Origin of the sequence: Streptomyces hokutonensis (assembly GCF_000376565.1) — a bacterium.
Lineage (GTDB): Bacteria > Actinomycetota > Actinomycetes > Streptomycetales > Streptomycetaceae > Streptomyces > Streptomyces hokutonensis.
The window spans coordinates 26,760-44,934 of the sequence record NZ_BARG01000075.1; the positions used below are offsets into that span (position 1 = coordinate 26,760).

General features: G+C 67.7%; 17 protein-coding genes. 9 read left to right on the plus strand and 8 right to left on the minus strand.

Annotation, left to right across the window (positions count from 1 at the left end; translation table 11 throughout):
- Positions 1-5 precede the first annotated feature (5 nt).
- Positions 6-692: a PadR family transcriptional regulator gene (locus SSP08S_RS40535; protein ID WP_019073373.1), complete on the minus strand. Its 687-nt coding sequence runs from the start codon at positions 690-692 to the stop codon at positions 6-8.
- 741 nt (positions 693-1,433) lie between these two features.
- Here SSP08S_RS40535 and SSP08S_RS40540 point away from each other — a divergent pair.
- A complete protein-coding gene (locus SSP08S_RS40540; protein ID WP_019073374.1) occupies positions 1,434-3,680 on the plus strand; it encodes a transglycosylase domain-containing protein in 2,247 nt (748 codons plus the stop codon).
- A gap of 137 nt (positions 3,681-3,817) precedes the next feature.
- On the plus strand, positions 3,818-5,317 hold the full coding sequence (locus SSP08S_RS40545; RefSeq protein WP_019073375.1) for a glycosyltransferase family 87 protein: 1,500 nt from the start codon (positions 3,818-3,820) through the stop codon (positions 5,315-5,317).
- Between the two features lie 81 nt (positions 5,318-5,398).
- Here SSP08S_RS40545 and SSP08S_RS40550 read toward each other — a convergent pair whose 3' ends face one another.
- The 3 genes from SSP08S_RS40550 to SSP08S_RS40560 form a co-directional block, all read right to left on the minus strand.
- On the minus strand, positions 5,399-6,430 hold the full coding sequence (locus tag SSP08S_RS40550; RefSeq protein WP_019073376.1) for an alanine racemase: 1,032 nt from the start codon (positions 6,428-6,430) through the stop codon (positions 5,399-5,401).
- An 83-nt stretch (positions 6,431-6,513) separates the two neighbouring features.
- Positions 6,514-7,635: a peptidoglycan bridge formation glycyltransferase FemX gene (femX, locus tag SSP08S_RS40555; RefSeq protein WP_019073377.1), complete on the minus strand. Its 1,122-nt coding sequence runs from the start codon at positions 7,633-7,635 to the stop codon at positions 6,514-6,516.
- 178 nt (positions 7,636-7,813) lie between these two features.
- Positions 7,814-8,128, minus strand: a complete 315-nt coding sequence (locus SSP08S_RS40560; protein ID WP_019073378.1) for a hypothetical protein — start codon at positions 8,126-8,128, stop codon at positions 7,814-7,816.
- 279 nt (positions 8,129-8,407) lie between these two features.
- Here SSP08S_RS40560 and rpsF point away from each other — a divergent pair, with 279 nt between their 5' ends.
- From rpsF to rplI, 4 genes are all read left to right on the plus strand, one after another.
- Positions 8,408-8,698, plus strand: a complete 291-nt coding sequence (gene rpsF / locus SSP08S_RS40565; RefSeq protein ID WP_006604399.1) for a 30S ribosomal protein S6 — start codon at positions 8,408-8,410, stop codon at positions 8,696-8,698.
- An 80-nt stretch (positions 8,699-8,778) separates the two neighbouring features.
- The gene (locus tag SSP08S_RS40570) at positions 8,779-9,384 is read left to right on the plus strand and encodes a single-stranded DNA-binding protein (protein ID WP_019073379.1); all 606 of its coding nucleotides are present in this window, start codon (positions 8,779-8,781) and stop codon (positions 9,382-9,384) included.
- A gap of 57 nt (positions 9,385-9,441) precedes the next feature.
- Entirely contained in the window at positions 9,442-9,678 is a 237-nt protein-coding gene (rpsR, locus tag SSP08S_RS40575) for a 30S ribosomal protein S18 (protein WP_006381652.1), read from the plus strand.
- An 18-nt stretch (positions 9,679-9,696) separates the two neighbouring features.
- Positions 9,697-10,143 (plus strand): 50S ribosomal protein L9, encoded by a 447-nt coding sequence (rplI, locus tag SSP08S_RS40580; RefSeq protein ID WP_019073380.1) that lies wholly within the window; start codon positions 9,697-9,699, stop codon positions 10,141-10,143.
- Between the two features lie 163 nt (positions 10,144-10,306).
- Here the strand turns inward: rplI and SSP08S_RS40585 are convergent, their stop codons facing one another.
- Positions 10,307-11,644 carry an MATE family efflux transporter gene (locus SSP08S_RS40585; protein ID WP_026179258.1) on the minus strand — a complete coding sequence of 446 codons (1,338 nt, stop codon included), beginning with the start codon at positions 11,642-11,644 and terminating at the stop codon, positions 10,307-10,309.
- A gap of 460 nt (positions 11,645-12,104) precedes the next feature.
- On the opposite strand from SSP08S_RS40585, the gene dnaB reads away from it, so the two are divergent.
- Positions 12,105-13,583 carry a replicative DNA helicase gene (dnaB, locus tag SSP08S_RS40590; protein ID WP_026179259.1) on the plus strand — a complete coding sequence of 493 codons (1,479 nt, stop codon included), beginning with the start codon at positions 12,105-12,107 and terminating at the stop codon, positions 13,581-13,583.
- Positions 13,584-13,610: 27 nt separating this feature from the next.
- Here the strand turns inward: dnaB and SSP08S_RS40595 are convergent, their stop codons facing one another.
- Complete coding sequence (locus SSP08S_RS40595; RefSeq protein WP_019073383.1) at positions 13,611-14,177, minus strand: dihydrofolate reductase family protein; 567 nt, start codon at positions 14,175-14,177, stop codon at positions 13,611-13,613.
- A 170-nt stretch (positions 14,178-14,347) separates the two neighbouring features.
- On the opposite strand from SSP08S_RS40595, the gene SSP08S_RS40600 reads away from it, so the two are divergent.
- On the plus strand, positions 14,348-15,733 hold the full coding sequence (locus SSP08S_RS40600) for a serine hydrolase domain-containing protein (RefSeq protein ID WP_019073384.1): 1,386 nt from the start codon (positions 14,348-14,350) through the stop codon (positions 15,731-15,733).
- Between the two features lie 112 nt (positions 15,734-15,845).
- On the opposite strand, the gene SSP08S_RS40605 is transcribed toward SSP08S_RS40600, so the two are convergent.
- Positions 15,846-16,298, minus strand: a complete 453-nt coding sequence (locus tag SSP08S_RS40605; RefSeq protein ID WP_019073385.1) for a GNAT family N-acetyltransferase — start codon at positions 16,296-16,298, stop codon at positions 15,846-15,848.
- Between the two features lie 36 nt (positions 16,299-16,334).
- Positions 16,335-16,793, minus strand: a complete 459-nt coding sequence (locus SSP08S_RS40610) for a MarR family winged helix-turn-helix transcriptional regulator (protein WP_019073386.1) — start codon at positions 16,791-16,793, stop codon at positions 16,335-16,337.
- A 141-nt stretch (positions 16,794-16,934) separates the two neighbouring features.
- On the opposite strand from SSP08S_RS40610, the gene SSP08S_RS40615 reads away from it, so the two are divergent.
- Complete coding sequence (locus tag SSP08S_RS40615; protein WP_019073387.1) at positions 16,935-18,143, plus strand: MFS transporter; 1,209 nt, start codon at positions 16,935-16,937, stop codon at positions 18,141-18,143.
- Positions 18,144-18,175: the final 32 nt, after the last annotated feature.

Consider the following 18,175-nt stretch of genomic DNA (forward strand, 5'->3'; position numbering starts at 1 on the left):
GGACCTCATGTGGTGGTTTCATCGGACGGATCCGGCCCGGGGGTGGCACCCCCGAGCCGGGGCAGGCCGCCCGACTCCCCGGATGTGCTGTCCTGCTGAGCGGTGCCGTCCGGAACGGGACCCTTCAGGTCACGTCCGGCCCGCTCGCTCTCGATGAGCTCGTTCAGCCAGCGCACTTCGCGCTCCACGGACTCCATTCCGTGGCGCTGGAGCTCAAGGGTGTAGTCGTCGAGGCGCTCCCGGGTCCGCGCCAAGGAGGCGCGCATCTTCTCCAGACGCTCCTCCAGCCGGCTGCGGCGGCCCTCCAGTACGCGCATGCGTACGTCGCGTGACGTCTGCCCGAAGAAGGCGAAACGAGCGGCGAAATGTTCGTCCTCGTACGCGTCGGGCCCCGTCTGCGAGAGCAGCTCCTCGAAGTGCTCCTTACCTTCCGCCGTCAACCGGTAGACGATCTTGGCGCGACGCCCCGCGAGTGTGGCCGTGAGGGCGTCCTCAGGAGTGTTCCCCGACTCCTCGATCAACCAGCCGTTGGAGACCAGCGTCTTGAGGCAGGGATAGAGCGTCCCGTAGCTGAACGCACGGAACACACCCAGTGACGTATTGAGTCGTTTGCGCAGCTCGTAGCCGTGCATCGGGGATTCGCGGAGCAGGCCGAGGATGGCGAACTCGAGGATGCCGGAACGTCGGCTCATCGTCGCCTCCTCTCTGTCCGCGGTCCGACCGTGACGGTCTTTATGCCGAGCTGATGTATCGACTCGATACATCCAGACGATAGAACGGCCTTCCGGATGCGACAAGTGGGGAGATGGTGAGCGGCGTCACATCACTGATTCGTTGGATGCAAGTTGCCTGATTTGGGGTGAACTTCGGGGCTAAGCAGGTTTTGACGGTGCGTAGTCTGTGCGGCATGCACACCACCGGGAACCAAGTGACGCGTGGGGGCGTCAACGTCCCCGGTGCGGTACGGATGAATGCAGAACCGACCACATCCGTACTTCGGGGGGACCGGAAACCAGCCGCCGTTTCCAGGCGCGCACGGGTGCGCCTGCCCGAGGAGTAATCGTTCGATGAGCGAGCACCGTCGCAAACCGCCGCAGCCGCAGGGAGGCGGACGTGCCGCGGACCGACGCGGTCAGTCCGGACCGACCTCCGGCCGCCGCGCGGCACCGCGAGGCGCCACCACCGGGTCTCCATCCGATTCCTATGGGTCGAACCCCTCCGATTCCGGGGGCGACGACCGCCAGTACGGCAGCCGTGCCGAAGCCCGTCGAGCCGCGCAGAGAGGCGGCGGCCGTCGCAGAGGGGCCGAGCCGGCGGGCCGCGGTCCAGGTGGCCCGAACGGGCCCGGTCGGGGCAGAGGACGCGCTCCCGCGCCCGGCAAGAAGAGGTTCATCGACTATCCGCGCTTCGACAAGTACGGATGGCGCCGCTGGGTGCCCTCCTGGCGGCTGGTCTCGAGCCTGTGCCTGTTGTTCTTCGGCAGCATCGTGGCCGCGGTCGGTGTCGGCTACGCGATGGTCAGCATCCCCAGCGAGAACACCGCGGCCAAGTCGCAGAACAACGTCTACTACTGGGCCGACGGCAGCCAGATGGTCGCCACGGGCACCGGCGCCAACCGTCAGAACATCACCATCGCCGACATCCCGAAGGCCATGCAGTGGTCGGTGATCTCGGCCGAGAACAAGAGCTTCTACACGGACTCGGGCGTCGACCCCATGGGTATCGCCCGAGCCCTGGTCAACATGGCCCGGGGCGGCGAGACGCAGGGTGGTTCGACGATCACCCAGCAGTTCGTCAAGAACACCTACCTGAGCCAGGAACAGACGGTCACCCGTAAGTTCAAGGAGATGTTCATCTCCATCAAGGTGGGCACGTCGCTCAGCAAGGAGCAGGTCCTCCAGGGCTACCTGAACACCTCCTACTACGGCCGCGGCGCCTACGGCATACAGGCCGCCGCGCAGACCTACTACGGTGTGGACGCGGTCAAGCTGACGCCGAGTCAGTGCGCCTTCCTCGCGGCACTGTTGAAGGGGCCGACGTACTACGACCCGATCGGCGCCACGAACATCGACCCGGCGGCGACCGCCGACGCCAACCGCAAGCGCTCAGAGGCCCGCTGGAGCTGGATCCTCGAGCAGATGCACAACGACAAGCACATCACGGACGCCGAGTACCAGACGGCCATCAAGAAGTACCCCACGCCTCAGGGCCTGAAGGCGACCAAGGGCATGACCGGCCAGATCAGCTACCTGGTCGACACGGCCAAGAAGTACGTCCTGAACCACTCGAACATCTCGCAGACCGAGTTCGACAAGGGCGGCTTGCAGATCTACACGACCTTCGAGAAGGACAAGGTCAACGAACTGAGCGCGGCCGTGAAGAAGATCCAGAAGGAGCGCATCGACCCGAAGAAGCGCGACCTGGACAAGTACGTCCAGTTCGGCGCGGCGTCGGTGCGGCCCAAGGACGGAGCGATCGTCGCCCTCTACGGAGGTGACGGTTACGAGAACGGCCACTTCACCAACAACGCCGACACCTCGGGTGTCCCCGTGGGGTCGACCTGGAAGCCGTTCGTGCTTGCCGCGGCCATGGAGTACGGCACGTACAAGACCGATGGTGTGGGTATCTCGCCGCTGAGCAAGTACAACGGCGACGATCACCTCAAGGTGAGACAGCAGGACGGCACATACGTCCTGAACAAGGACAACTCGATCTTCTATCAGAACAACGAGAGCAACTACCCCTGGGGTTACATCACCCTGCGCAAGGCGATGGAGCAGTCCATCAACACGCCGTACGTCCAGCTCGGAGTGGACGTCGGGATGACGAAGGTGCGGGACGTCGCCGAGTCGGCCGGCATCCTGGAATCGAGCATGGCGAAGAGCCTCAATCCGTCCTTCGCGATCGGTACGTCGACGCCCAGCGCGATCCGGATGGCCGACGCCTACGCGACGTTCGCCGCCTCGGGCAAGCAGGCGGACCCGTACTCGGTGACGGCCGTCAAGCAGGGCGGTCAGCCGGTGCCCGGCTTCGAGAAGCCGGCTGTGAAGCAGGCGATGCCGGAGAACGTGGCGAACAACGTCACGGACACCCTGGAGAACGTCATCCAGAACGGTACGGCCAAGAACGCCAAGGTTCTGGGCCGCGCGGCGGCCGGCAAGACCGGTACCACCGACAGCAACAAGTCGGCCTGGTTCGTCGGCTACACCCAGCAGCTCTCGACGTCGATCGCGATGTTCAGGGAGAACCCCAAGGACGCCGAACTGCTCTCCATGAACGGCACGGCGGGCGTGGCGTCCATTCACGGTGGTGACATCCCGACGTCGATCTGGACCGAGTACATGGAGGCCGCGCTCAAGGGCGACTCCGACCCGGGCTTCCCGGATGCCACCAAGATCGACAAGGTCCAGAACGAGGACGGCGCACCGTCTCCCACTCCGACTCCCGTGGTGACGCCGAGCGATACGCCCAGTGAGACGCCGAGCGAGACGCCCAGTGAGACGCCGAGTTCGACGCCTTCGGCAACCGAGTCCTGCCGATTCAGCTGGCAGTGCAGTGACAACGGCGGCACCGACGGAGGCGCGACGTCCACGCCGACGGACACGGCCACTGCGACGGAGTCCAGCGGCACCAATAACGGCAACGGCAATGGGGGCATCTTCGGAGGCTCAACCGGTTAGCCGCCATACCGTCCACGATGGGTGTTTCACGTGAAACACCCATCGTGGACTGTTTCACGTGAAACAGGGGCCGTCGCATCCACCGGGTTGCGGCGGCCCTCGGCGTACTCCTAGGTGTGTACGGCAGGATGTGCCCCATGCCCAGTGCAGAACTGACGCCCACGAGCGTGCACGAGCCGGATCCGGTGAAGCCGACCAAGGTTGACCAGGTCGCCGCCGCCGGTAGCGAACTGATCGGTGGCCCCATCGGGCGGCGCGCCCTTCTCGGGGCGTCCTGGTGGACTCCCGTACGGGTCGTCGCGCTGGTGGCGATCGGTATGTTCGCCCTCGGCCTGGTCCAGAAGGCGCCCTGCTACAACAGCGGTTGGTTCTTCGGAGCGAGTTCGCAGTACACGCACGCGTGCTACTCGGACATCCCGCACCTCTACCAGGGGCGCGGCTTCGCCGACGGGCTCGTCCCGTACTTCGACAAGCTCCCCGGCGACATGCAGTACCTCGAATACCCGGTGCTGACCGGCGTGTTCATGGAGGTGGCCGCCTGGCTCACACCGGGCAGCGGCAGCATCCAGCACCAGGAACAGTGGTACTGGATGGTCAACGCCGGGATGCTGATGGTGTGCGCGGCCGTCATCGTCGTCTGCGTCAGCCGGACACACGCCCGCCGCCCCTGGGACGGACTCCTGGTCGCCCTGGCCCCCGCCTTCGCGCTGACCGCCACCATCAACTGGGACCTGCTGGCGGTCGCTCTGACGGCCTCGGCGATGCTGATGTGGTCCCGGGGCCGTTCCCTCGCTTTCGGCGTCCTGTTGGGCCTTGCCACGGCCGCCAAGCTGTATCCCGTCTTTCTCCTCGGCCCCTTGTTCCTGCTGTGCTGGCGCGCGGGCAAGTGGCGGGACTTCGGGAAGGCGTTCGGCGGAACCGCCGTCGCCTGGCTGGCGGTGAACCTGCCGGTGATGCTCTTCGCCTTCGACGGCTGGTCGAAGTTCTACACGTTCAGCCAGGAACGGGGCGTCGACTTCGGGTCCTTCTGGCTGATCCTGGCCCAGAACTCCAGCGACCCGCTCAGCACCGACACCGTCAACACCTTCGCCACCCTGCTGATGCTGCTGTGCTGCGGAGCCATTGCGGCACTCACGCTGACCGCTCCGCGCCGGCCGCGCTTCGCCCAGCTGGCCTTCCTGATCGTCGCGGCGTTCATCCTGACCAACAAGGTCTACTCGCCGCAGTACGTGCTGTGGCTGGTCCCGCTGGCTGTGCTGGCCCGGCCGAAGTGGCGGGACTTCCTGATCTGGCAGGCGTGCGAGGTGGCGTACTTCCTGGGGATCTGGATGTACCTCGCGTACACGACCAGCGGAAACGCCCACAAGGGCCTGCCGACCGACGGCTATCACTGGGCCATCGGTCTGCACCTCCTGGGCACGCTCTACCTGTGCGCCGTGATCGTGCGCGACATCCTCATGCCGGAGCGGGACGTGGTGCGCCTGGCGGGCGACGACGACCCCTCGGGCGGGGTGCTCGACCGGGCGGAGGACGTGTTCGTGTTCGGGGCCGGGGCCCGTCCCGGGCGGCACGCGGCCCCCTTCGACGGACCGCAGGTGGAGTGGGGTGGCGAGGGGACGGCGGACCGTTCGCTCTGAGCGAACAGGGCCTGGCGGGACCACGCGAAAGGCCGTACACGGAAGGTTCCGTGTACGGCCTTTCGGCTGTTCAGGAGAGGCTCAGCGATCGACGATGCGGTCGAACTGGGTGGTGGTGTGCCGGAGATGGGCCACCAGCTCCTCGCCGACCTTCGGTTCGGCCGCTTCCGACGGCACGAACAGGATCGAGACCTGCATGTGCGGAGGCTCGGCGAACCAGCGCTGCTTGCCGTCCCAGACGAACGGAGAAAGGTTCCGGTTCACCGTGGCCAGGCCGGCGCGGGCGACGCCCTTGGCGCGCGGCATGACGCCGTGCAGCGCCTTCGGGGCCTCCAGACCCACCCCGTGCGACGTACCGCCCGCCACGACCACCAGATAGCCGTCCGAGGCCGCCTTCTGCTGCCGGTAGCCGAAGCGGTCACCCTTGGAGACCCGAGTGACGTCCAGAACCGCCCCGCGGTACTCGGTGGCCTCGTGGTCCCCCAGCCACAGCCGGGTGCCGATACGGGCCCGGAAGCGGGTCTGCGGGAACTGCTGCTGCAGCCGGGCGAGTTCCTCGGCCTTGAGGTGGCTGACGAACATCGTGTGCAAGGGCAGCCGGGCGGCCCGCAGCCGGTCCATCCAGCCGATGACCTCCTCGACGGCGTCCGAGCCGTCGGTGCGGTCCAGCGGGAGGTGGATGGCGAAGCCCTCCAGGCGGACGTTCTCTATGGCCGAGTGCAGCTGCGGCAGTTCCTGCTCGCTGACGCCGTGCCGCTTCATCGAGGACATCACCTCGATGACCACACGGGCGCCCACGAGGCCGTACACACCGTCGATGGACGACACCGAGCGGATCACCCGGTCCGGCAGCGGAACGGGCTCCTCGCCGCGGCGGTAGGGCGTCAGCACCAGCAGGTCGCCCCCGAACCAGTCCTTGATCCGGGCGGCCTCGTACGTCGTGCCGACGGCGAGGACGTCCGCGCCGAGACGCGTCGCCTCCTCCGCCAGCCGCTCGTGCCCGAAGCCGTAGCCGTTGCCCTTGCAGACCGGGACGAGCCCCGGGAACTGCTCGGCCACGTGCTTGTGATGCGCCCGCCAGCGCGCAGTGTCGACGTAGAGCGTGAGCGCCATGGCCGGACCTGGAACCTTTCGGGTGGCTGCGGTGTATCAGGAGTATGAGAGCTGTCGACGCTATCGAAGCGAGGACCGTGAGGTCAGCGGCGCGACATGTAGATGTCGAGTGCCTTGTGGAGCAGCTTGTTGAGCGGGAAGTCCCACTCGCCGAGGTACTCGGCGGCCTGCCCGCCGGTGCCCACCTTGAACTGGATCAGACCGAAGAGGTGGTCCGTCTCGTCCAGCGAGTCGGAGATGCCGCGCAGGTCGTACACGGTGGCGCCGAGCGCGTAGGCGTCGCGCAGCATCCGCCACTGCATCGCGTTCGAGGGCCGGACCTCACGGCCGATGTTGTCGGAGGCGCCGTAGGAGTACCAGACGTGTCCGCCGACCACGAGCATCGTCGCCGCCGACAGGTTCACCCCGTTGTGCCGGGCGAAGTACAGCCGCATCCGGTTGGGGTCCTCGGTGTTGAGGGCCGTCCACATGCGCTGGAAGTACGACAGCGGGCGGGGCCGGAAGTGGTCGCGCACGGCCGTGATCTCGTACAGCCGCTGCCATTCCTCGAGGTCGTGGTAGCCGCCCTGGACGACCTCGACACCGGCCTTCTCGGCCTTCTTGATGTTGCGGCGCCACAGCTGGTTGAAGTTCTTGTGGACCTCCTCCAGCGAGCGGTTCGCCAGCGGCACCTGGTAGACGTAGCGCGGCTGGACGTCGCCGAAGCCGGCGCCGCCGTCCTCGCCCTGCTGCCAGCCCATACGGCGCAGCTTGTCGGCCACCTCGAAGGCGCGCGGCTCGATGTAGTCGGCCTCGATGTCGCGCAGCCGCTTCACGTCCGGGTTCTGGATGCCCGCCTTGATGGAGGTGGCCTCCCAGCGCCGGATGATGACCGGCGGGCCCATCTTCACCGAGAAGGCGCCCTGCTGCTTGAGGTGGGCCAGCATCGGCTGGATCCAGTCGTCCAGATTCGGCGCGAACCAGTTGATGACCGGGCCCTCGGGCAGATAGGCCAAGTAGCGCTTGATCTTGGGGAGTTGGCGGTAGAGAACCAGGCCCACACCGACCAGCTCGCCGGTCTTCTCGTCGAACCAGCCGAGGTTCTCGGAGCGCCACTCCGCCTTCACATCAGCCCATGCCGGGACCTGCATGTGGCTAGCCGACGGCAGGCTCTGGATGAATGCCAGATGCTGCTCTCGGCTGATGGTCCTCAGGGTCAGGCTCATTCGGGGCGCTCCTCGGGCTGGTGTGTCCCCATGGGTACAGGGGCTCCGGCTCTCGCGCCGAAGCCTACTGCGCCTTGCGAGCGCCCCGACTGGGCGTATGCAACCTTCGCCTCGGCCTGTGGGTCGCCGAGGCGTTCCGTGGTGTTTTACGCGGTGTTCGGACCGTGGTGCCGAAGCGTCAGCTGATGACACCGCCGAACAGTCCGCCGTGCGCCATGCCGAGGAAGAACCCGACACCCGCGGCACCGAGACCCAGGATCAGGCCGAAGCGTTCCCTCGTCGTCTCCGAGATCCACTGGCCGTAGGCGCCGGTGAGGATCCCCACCAGGCCGGTCCATGAGCTGAGCAGATGCAGGTGGTGGAAGAAGCCCGTGACGAACGCGGTCAGCCCGAGCACCACGGTCACCGCGAGCAGCGTGTCCTGGAGCGGATGGGGCTTGCCGTCCGTGGCGAAAAGGGAACCGGCGGTGTTGGGTCGCAATGCCTGTGCCATGTGGCACCTCCTGCGGAAGGCGGCGCGTCGTCGCGCCGGACACACCCGATGTGTACAGATTGACGCTCTCCGCCACCGGATTTCAACCGGAAGCCGGTGTGCGGGTAGTCTGTACCCTCTGCACTGGTGTCTGCCCACGTCGTCACGGATCGGAATCCCCGCAAGGGGCACCCGATGTCAGTGGCGGCTGTTTTACTGGCACACACTGTTGCTTACGCATCACAACCCTCCTGCCACGGATCGACCGTGGCCGCTGAGTCCAAAGGAGGTGGGTTCCACATGCGTCACTACGAGGTGATGGTCATCCTCGACCCCGATCTGGAGGAGCGCGCTGTCTCCCCCCTGATCGAGAACTTCCTCTCCGTCGTCCGTGAGGGCAACGGAAAGGTCGAGAAGGTCGACACCTGGGGCCGTCGTCGTCTCTCGTACGAGATCAAGAAGAAGCCCGAGGGCATCTACTCGGTCATCGACCTGCAGGCTGAGCCTGCGGTCGTCAAGGAGCTCGACCGCCAGATGAACCTGAACGAGTCGGTCCTCCGGACCAAGGTCCTCCGCCCCGAGACCCACTGAGCATCTAGCTCAGCTGATCTCGGGATCCGAGTAGCAGCAGCACCAAGCAGCCAGCAGCAAACCCGCCGAGAGGTTCCCCCATGGCAGGCGAGACCGTCATCACGGTCGTCGGCAATCTTGTCGACGACCCCGAGCTGCGCTTCACCCCTTCCGGTGCGGCGGTCGCGAAGTTCCGTGTCGCGTCCACTCCCCGCACCTTCGACCGCCAGACGAACGAGTGGAAGGACGGCGAAAGCCTCTTCCTCACCTGCTCGGTCTGGCGTCAGGCGGCGGAGAACGTCGCCGAATCGCTCCAGCGAGGCATGCGCGTCATCGTGCAGGGCCGGTTGAAGCAGCGGTCCTACGAGGACCGTGAGGGCGTCAAGCGCACGGTCTACGAACTGGACGTCGAAGAAGTCGGCGCCAGCCTGCGCAGTGCCACGGCCAAGGTCACCAAGACCGCCGGTGGCGCTCGCGGTGGCCAGGGCGGCGGCTTCGGCGGCGGCGGTGGTGGCGGCCAGGGTGGCGGCGGCTGGGGTGGAAACTCCGGCGGCGGTCAGCCGGCCGGCGGCGCTCCCGCCGACGACCCGTGGGCGACCGGCGCTCCCGCCGGTGGCAACCAGGGCGGCGGCGGTGGCGGCTGGGGTGGAAACTCCGGCGGCGGTGCCGGCGGTGGCGGCGGCTACTCGGACGAACCCCCCTTCTAGGCCTCCGGGCCGAGGGTGGGTCGTACCCACACTTCTTGATCACACAGGAGATACACCATGGCGAAGCCGCCTGTGCGCAAGCCGAAGAAGAAGGTCTGCGCATTCTGCAAGGACAAGGTCCAGTACGTGGACTACAAGGACACGAACATGCTGCGGAAGTTCATTTCCGACCGCGGCAAGATCCGTGCCCGCCGCGTGACCGGCAACTGCACGCAGCACCAGCGTGACGTCGCCACGGCCGTGAAGAACAGCCGTGAGATGGCGCTGCTGCCCTACACCTCCACCGCGCGATAAGGGAAGGGTGACCGACCAATGAAGATCATCCTCACCCACGAGGTCTCCGGCCTCGGTGCCGCGGGCGACGTCGTCGACGTCAAGGACGGTTACGCTCGCAACTACCTGATCCCGCGGAAGTTCGCTATCCGCTGGACCAAGGGTGGCGAGAAGGACGTCGAGCAGATCCGTCGTGCTCGCAAGATCCACGAGATCCAGACCATCGAGCAGGCCAACTCTGTGAAGGCCCAGCTCGAGGGCGTCAAGGTTCGTCTGGCCGTCCGCTCCGGCGACGCCGGTCGTCTCTTCGGCTCCGTCACCCCAGCCGACATCGCTTCGGCGATCAAGGCTTCCGGTGGCCCCGAGGTCGACAAGCGTCGTATCGAGCTGTCTGCCCCGATCAAGACGCTGGGCGCCCACGAGACGTCTGTGCGTCTGCACCCCGAGGTTGCCGCCAAGGTCAACATCGAGGTCATCGCGGCCTGACCGCCGCGCTCGGCATAGCTGAGAGAGGGGCCGTACCCGTTGGGGTGCGGCCCCTCTGCCGTGCTCGGGGCTGGGCAGACCCTGGCTCGCATGTTGGGGGCGGTGCTACGGCGCTCATGTTTCACGTGAAACGTGGCAGCGCGCGGTGTTTCACGTGAAACGGTCAGCGGGTCGCGCCCGTGACGACCCAGCGACCCGAGCGAGTGCGCAGCAAGAGCGTCAGCATGCGCACCGTCATCATCAGAGTCATCGCTCCCCAGAGAGCGGTCAGTCCGGCACCGAAGGCCGGCACGAGCAGGGCCACCGGGGCGAAGACCGCCAGGGTCACCAGCATCGCTCCTGCGAGATACGGCCCGTCTCCCGCGCCCATGAGCACTCCGTCGAGGACGAAGACGACACCGCAGATCGGCTGCGAGAGCGCCACCATGATCAGGGCTGGGAGGGCTGTGTCCTTGACGGTGGAGTCGCTGGTGAACAAGGGGAGGAGCAGCGGGCGGGACACGATCACCAGGAGGCCGAGCACCACTCCGACGGCGATGCCCCACTGCACCATGCGGCGGCAGGCGGCTCGGGCGCCCTGTGGATCGTCCGCACCGAGGTAGCGGCCGATGATGGCCTGGCCCGCGATGGCGATGGCGTCGAGTGCGAAGGCCAGCAGAGACCACAGCGACAGGATGATCTGGTGGGCGGCGATGTCGGCATCCCCCAGCCGGGCGGCGACCGCCGTCGCGATCAGGAGGATCGCTCTCAGGGAGAGCGTGCGCACCAGGAGAGGTGCACCTGCCTGCGCCGAGGCTCGGATCCCGGTCGCGTCGGGGCGGAGCGAGGCACCGTGCCGGCGAGCTCCGCGGACGACCACGACGAGATAAACAGCGGCCATCCCCCATTGGGCGATGACGGTGCCCCAGGCGGAACCGGCGATGCCGAGGTCGGCGCCGTAGACGAGCCCCAGGTTGAGGACGCCGTTGGCGACGAAGCCTGTGATGGCGACGTACAGCGGTGTCTTTGTGTTCTGCAGTCCGCGCAGGACTCCGGTGGCGGCGAGTACGACCAGCATGGCCGGGATGCCGAGGGAGGAGATCCGGAGATAGGTGGACGCGTAGGGGGCCGCCGTTTCCGAGGCGCCGAAGAGGCCGACGAGGGAGGGGGCCGCGGGGAGAACGACGGCGATGACGGTGGCACCGATCAGCAGGGCGAGCCAGATGCCGTCCATGCCCTGGCGGATGGCTGCCTGGAGATCACCTGAGCCGACCCGTCGGGCGACGGCCGCGGTGGTGGCGTAGGCGAGGAAGACGAAGACGCTCACGGCTGTCGTCAGGAGGGCGGAAGCCACGCCGAGTCCGGCGAGTTGTGCGGTGCCGAGATGGCCCACGATCGCGCTGTCGGCCATGACGAAGAGGGGCTCGGCGACGAGTGCGCCGAAGGCCGGGACGGCCAGCATGACGATCTCGCGGTCGTGCCGGCGTCGGGTGGCCCTGGTGGTCGCGGGAGCCTGTGTCATGAGCACTAATCTAATCGTCCACAGGTAAGAGATGCAATTGCTATGTGACCCTTACCTCTGATCTCGCCTCGTGTCCCCTCGCGCACTGTTCGAAGCGATCTTGGTCCGGCTGGAGAAGTTTTTCTTCTGCACAGCCGGTGGATGGGGAAAGGGCAGGTCAGATGGGTCGCGTGCGGAAAGCGGAGGTCTTGTTCACAGGGCTGTCCACCGGGTCGTGCACAGGTTTTGGCGGGTTCTCCACAGCATCCGGGCCGTCGTCCACATGGCCTGTGGATAACCAGATTGGCTGACGGTGCCCGCGGGCCTACGGTGGACCGGCGCCCGCTCCGTCCGTCGGCCTGAGAACCATCACAAAACCGACGCGCCCGTACCGGAGTTGGGCGTCTCATTTGTCAGTGCCGTGCCGTAGAAATAAGGGGCACGGCGAGGTCCGCTCGGCGGACGGGAGGAGGTGGCTCGGTTGAGTATTTCCGAGCCCTTGGACGACCCGTGGGCCGACAGCGGTCCAAGTGATCGTCTGCCCGCTTCCCGACGGCGCGGCGACGGAGGCCGGGGCCGCGACGAACAGCACGACCGCGGCCGGGAAGGCGGCGAGTGGGAGGGCGCGGGCTCGGCCTTCGAACGCGTACCGCCGCAGGACCTCGATGCCGAGCAGTCCGTACTCGGCGGCATGCTCCTGTCCAAGGACGCCATCGCCGACGTCGTCGAGGTCCTCAAGGGCCACGACTTCTACAAGCCCGCGCACGAGACGATCTACCAGGCGATCCTCGACGTCTACGCCAAGGGCGAGCCGGCCGACCCGATCACCATCGCCGCCGAACTCACCAAGCGCGGCGAGATCAACAAGGTCGGCGGCGCATCGTATCTGCACACGCTCGTCCAGACCGTGCCGACGGCGGCCAACGCGGAGTACTACGCCGAAATCGTCCATGAGCGTGCCGTCCTGCGCCGCCTGGTCGAGGCCGGTACGCGCATCACGCAGATGGGATACGCGGCCGACGACGACGTCGACGAGATCGTCAACCGGGCCCAGGCCGAGATCTACGCCGTCACCGAGCAGCGGACCAGCGAGGACTACCTCCCGCTCGGCGACATCATGGAGGGCGCGCTCGACGAGATCGAGGCGATCGGCTCGCGCAGCGGCGAGATGACGGGTGTGCCCACCGGGTTCACCGACCTCGACTCGCTCACCAACGGTCTGCACCCGGGCCAGATGATCGTCATCGCGGCCCGTCCCGCCATGGGCAAGTCCACACTCGCGCTGGACTTCGCGCGCGCGGCATCGATCAAGCACAACCTGCCGAGCGTCATCTTCTCCCTCGAAATGGGGCGCAACGAGATCGCGATGCGTCTGCTGTCCGCCGAGGCCCGTGTCGCCCTGCACCACATGCGGTCCGGCACCATGACCGACGAGGACTGGACCCGCCTGGCCCGTCGGATGCCCGAGGTGTCGTCCGCGCCGCTCTACATCGACGACTCCCCGAACCTGTCGATGATGGAGATCCGCGCGAAGTGCCGCCGGCTCAAGCAGCGCAGCGACATCAAGCTGGTGATCATCGACTATCTGCAGCTGATGCAGGCCGGCGGTTCCAAGCGCCAGGAGAGCCGTCAGCAGGAGGTCTCGGACATGTCCCGAAACCTCAAGCTCCTGGCCAAGGAGCTGGAGGTCCCGGTGATCGCGCTCTCACAGCTCAACCGTGGTCCCGAGCAGCGCACGGACAAGAAGCCGATGGTGTCCGACCTGCGTGAGTCCGGCTCCATCGAGCAGGACGCCGACATGGTCATCCTGCTGCACCGCGAGGACGCCTACGAGAAGGAGTCGCCGCGCGCGGGCGAGGCGGACATCATCGTGGGCAAGCACCGTAACGGCCCGACGGCGACGATCACCGTCGCCTTCCAGGGCCACTACTCGCGCTTCGTGGACATGGCGCAGACCTGACCGGGCGATGTGGGTGGGTGCTGCTGCTCAGCGCCTCGTCTCGTACCTGCTCAGGATCACGCCGCCGGGAAGCGTCCGCGTCTCCACCAGGTTCAGGTTCACCCAGCTGTCCAGCGCGGTGAAGAACGGTGTGCCGCCGCCCACCAGGACTGGCGAAGTGGCCAGCACGTACTCGTCGATCAGCCCGGCCCGCATGGCCGCCCCGGCGAGCGTCGCGCCGCCGATGTCCATCGGGCCGCCGTCCTCGGCCTTGAGCCGGGTGATCTCGGCGACCGCGTCGCCGGTGACCAGGCGGGTGTTCCAGTCGACCTTGTCGGTCGTCGAGGAGAACACCACCTTCGCCATGTCCCTCCAGCGCCGCGCGAACTCGATCTCCGCCGGGGTGGCGCCCGGCTGTTGGTCGCCGGTCGGCCAGTAGGAGCTCATCGTCTGCCAGAGCTTGCGCCCGTACAGCGACAGGTCGGTCGCCTGCAACTGGTCGGACCAGAACTGGAACAACTCGTCGCTCGGCGGTCCGCCCCAGCCGATGTCGTCGCCGGGCGCGGCGATGTAGCCGTCCAGGGTCAGGTTCATGCCGTAGATCAGTTTCCGCATGCCGCCAGCCTTCCGTGAGTCGGTCTCACGCGTACGGACCGGCGCGGCACCGGAAACTCATCGGTATGTCATCGGCGGCGAGACGCTCCACGACCGTGGGCGGCCGGCCCAGTGCCGTGTCCCGGGAAATGTGCTCGACGTAGGGCAGTCCCGCCGGATGGACTGGGGGCATGACGACATCTCAGGACGACCTGCTTCCCGCTACCCGCCGGGCGTTGCTGCACCGGATCGCCGTGGCCCAGGCCGAGGGGCGGGCACCGTCGTTGGTCGCGGCGGTGGTGCGGGACGGGCGGGCGGTGTGGCACGGTGCGCGGACCTCGGTGGACGGGCACGGGCCGGACGAGAACGTGCAGTACCGGATCGGCTCGATCACCAAGACGTTCACCGCCGTCCTGGTGCTCCGGCTGCGTGACGAAAGCGTCCTCGATCTCGGTGACCCCCTGGAGAAGCATCTGCCGGGCACCGGCGCGGGGGAGGCCACCATTGCCCAACTGCTCGCGCACACAAGCGGGTTGGCGGCCGAGTCACCCGCGCCCTGGTGGGAACGGACGCCCGGTTCCCTGCGCCCCGAACTCCGCGATGTGCTGGGCGAGCAGCCCCTGCTGCATCCGGTCGGCCGCCGGTTCCACTACTCGAACCCCGGATACACGCTGTTGGGCGCTCTCGTCGAGGAGCTGCGCGGTGCGCCCTGGGAGGACGTACTCCGGCGAGAAGTGCTCGAACCCCTGGGCCTCCGTCGCACGAGCGCTCAGCCTCAGGCACCCCACGCGGGCGGCTGGGCGGTGCATCCATGGGCCGACGCGCTGCTGCCGGAACCCGCCGAGGACCTCGGTCTCATGGCGTCGGCCGGTCAACTCTGGTCCACCACCGGTGACTTGGCGCGGTTCGCGGTCTTCCTGGCCAACGGTGACGAACGGGTCCTGAGCGCGGAGTCCGTGCGGGAGATGCGAACCCCCGCCGCGCCGGCCGAGGCGGCCGATGTCGTGGACGGCGCCGCCTACGGTTTCGGCCTCCAGATTCAGCACCGCGACGGCCGCCTGCTCGTCGGCCACTCCGGATCGCTGCCCGGCTTCCTGGCGAACCTCACCATCAGCCTGGAGGACGACGTCGCGGCTGTGGTGCTGGCCAATTGCACCTCGGGACCGCTGCTGTCATCGCTGGGCGCCGAGCTCGTCGGTATCGTCGCCGAGGCCGAACCGAGGATTCCCGAGCCTTGGCGCCCGATGCCCGAAGTCGACGCCGCCGCACTGGAGTTGGCCGGCCAGTGGTACTGGGGCACGCACGGTTTCGCCCTGCGGCTGACGGCAGATGGAAAGGCCTCGCTGGAGCCGTTGGCGGGCAAGGGCCGCCGCTCACGTTTCCGGGCCAACGGTGACGGCACCTGGACCGGCCTGGAGGGCTACTACGCCGGAGAGCTCCTACGGCCCGTACGGCGCCCGGACGGGTCCGTCAGCCACCTGGACCTCGGATCGTTCGTCTTCACGCGGCAGCCGTACGACGAGAGCGCTTCTGTACCGGGTGGGGTGGACCCGGAGGGGTGGCGGGGGATCCGCTAGCCGTGGTGGTCGGGCAGGGGTCGTGTTTCACGTGAAACACGACCCCTCCCGATGTCGGCCGGGTGCTTCGCTCTCGCTTCAGAAGAGGGTTCTCTTCAGGGAAGAGTTCTCTTCAGAGGGGGAGCTTGAAGCCCACATGCGAGGCCGTGAAGCCGAGCCGTTCGTAGAACCGGTGGGCGTCGGTGCGGGTGGCATCCGAGGTCAGCTGGACCAACTGGCAGCCTTGGCGGCGCGATTCGGCGATCGCCCACTCGATGAGTCGCGTGCCGAGGCCGCTGCCCCGCTCGTCCGCGTGGATGCGCACGGCCTCGATGACCGACCGCGTGGCGCCTCTGCGGGACAGGCCGGGAATGACCGTGAGCTGGAGGGTTCCGACGACGCGGCCCTCGCGCACGGCGACGACCAGGTGCTGGTTGGGGTCGGCGGTCAGACGCTCCAGCGCCGCCAGGTAGGGCGTCAGGTCGTCGGGTGACTCCCGCTGGGAGCCCAACGGGTCGTCGGCGAGCATGCCGACGATGGCGGGGACGTCTTCGGTGACCGCGGCTCGTATTTCAAGATCTCCCATGGTCACACCATAGGCAGCGGTGGGCGACGGGACCGGCTACGCGGGCGCGTGCATCGACTCCACGACACGGACCAGCGGTGCCAGCTCGGGGTTTCCGGCAGCGGCGTCGAGCGCCTCGCGCAGGGCGGTGTCGTTGGTGGGCCGGGCCTCTTCGAGCAGGGCGAGGCCGGCCTCGGAGACGTTGGTGTAGATGCCCCGGCGGTCGGTCGGGCACAGATACCGGGCGAGCAGACCGCGGTCCTCGAGCCGGGTGACCAGCCGGGTGGTGGCGCTCTGGCTGAGGACGACCGCGTCGGCGACCTGCCGCATCTGCAGATGGCCCCCGTCGCCGTCGTGCTGTCGGCTGAGGACGTCGAGCAGGGAGTACTCCCGCATGCTCAGGTCGTGCTTGGCCTGCAGGGCGCGCTCGATGTGCGCCTCGATCCTCCCGTGCAGCAGGGAGAGGGCGCACCAGCCCTGGGCAAGGGCGGTGAGCGCGGGGTCCGTCGCTGTCATTGGCGTTTCCTCCGTCCCGGAGCGGCTGAACCCAGGATAGAGCACAGGCGAAATAGTCCGCGCTTGCATATAGCCCGCGTCTGCAACTATTGTGAACGCACGCAAAGCGCTCCTGCAATCTTCTGTGAAGGGTTCATCCCCATGCCTCTCGCGCTTCTGGCCCTCGCGATCGGGGCCTTCGGAATCGGAACGACCGAGTTCGTGATCATGGGCCTGCTGCCCCAGGTCGCAGGCGACTTCGGGGTCTCCATCCCCACCGCCGGCCTGCTGGTCACCGGCTACGCGCTGGGCGTGGTGATCGGCGCCCCGCTGATGACCGTGCTCGGCACCAAGGTCCCCCGCAAGCGGATGCTGATGCTGCTGATGGGTCTGTTCATCGTCGGCAACCTGCTCTCCGCCGTCGCCCCCAGCTTCTCGGTGATGCTGATCGGCCGTGTGGTCGCCTCGCTCGCCCACGGTGCCTTCTTCGGCATCGGCTCGGTCGTCGCGGCCGAGCTCGTCGCCCCGGACAAGAAGGCCGGAGCCATCGCGATGATGTTCACCGGGCTGACCGTCGCCAATGTCGTCGGCGTCCCGCTGGGCACCCTCGTGGGGCAGTCCGTCGGCTGGCGGGTCACCTTCGCCGTCGTCGCGGGCCTCGGCGTGATCGGCCTGGCGGGCATCGCCAAGCTCGTGCCCGATCTGCCCAGGCCCGAGGGCGTACAACTGCGCCACGAACTGGCCGCCTTCAAGAACACCCAGGTCCTGCTCGCCATGGCGATGACCGTCCTCGGCTTCGGCGGCGTCTTCGCGGCCATCACCTACATCGCCCCGATGATGACCCACGTCGCCGGCTTCGCCGACGGCTCCGTCACCTGGCTGCTCGTCCTCTTCGGCCTCGGCATGGTCGGCGGCAACCTCATCGGCGGCAAGTTCGCCGACCGCGCCCTCATGCCCATGCTCTACGTCTCACTCGGCGCCCTGGCGGTCGTGCTCGCGCTCTTCACGGTCACCGCGCACAACAAGATCGCGGCGGCCGTCACCATCGCCCTGATCGGAGCCCTGGGCTTCGCCACCGTGCCGCCGCTGCAGAAGCGGGTCCTGGACCAGGCGCACGGTGCCCCGACGCTGGCCTCCGCGGTGAACATCGGCGCCTTCAACCTCGGCAACGCGCTGTCCGCCTGGCTCGGCGGCATCGTCATCGCGGCCGGCCTCGGCTACACCGCCCCCAACTGGGTCGGCGCCGTCCTCGCCGCGGCCGCCCTGGTCCTCGCGATCCTCTCGGCCGCCCTGGAACGCCGCACCGCCGCCCGCGGCACGGTCGTGGCGGGCAGCCTGCCGAACGCACAGCGGACCGCCGTCCACCACTGACCCCGTAGGGCCGGAGCGGGGAGACGCGAGGC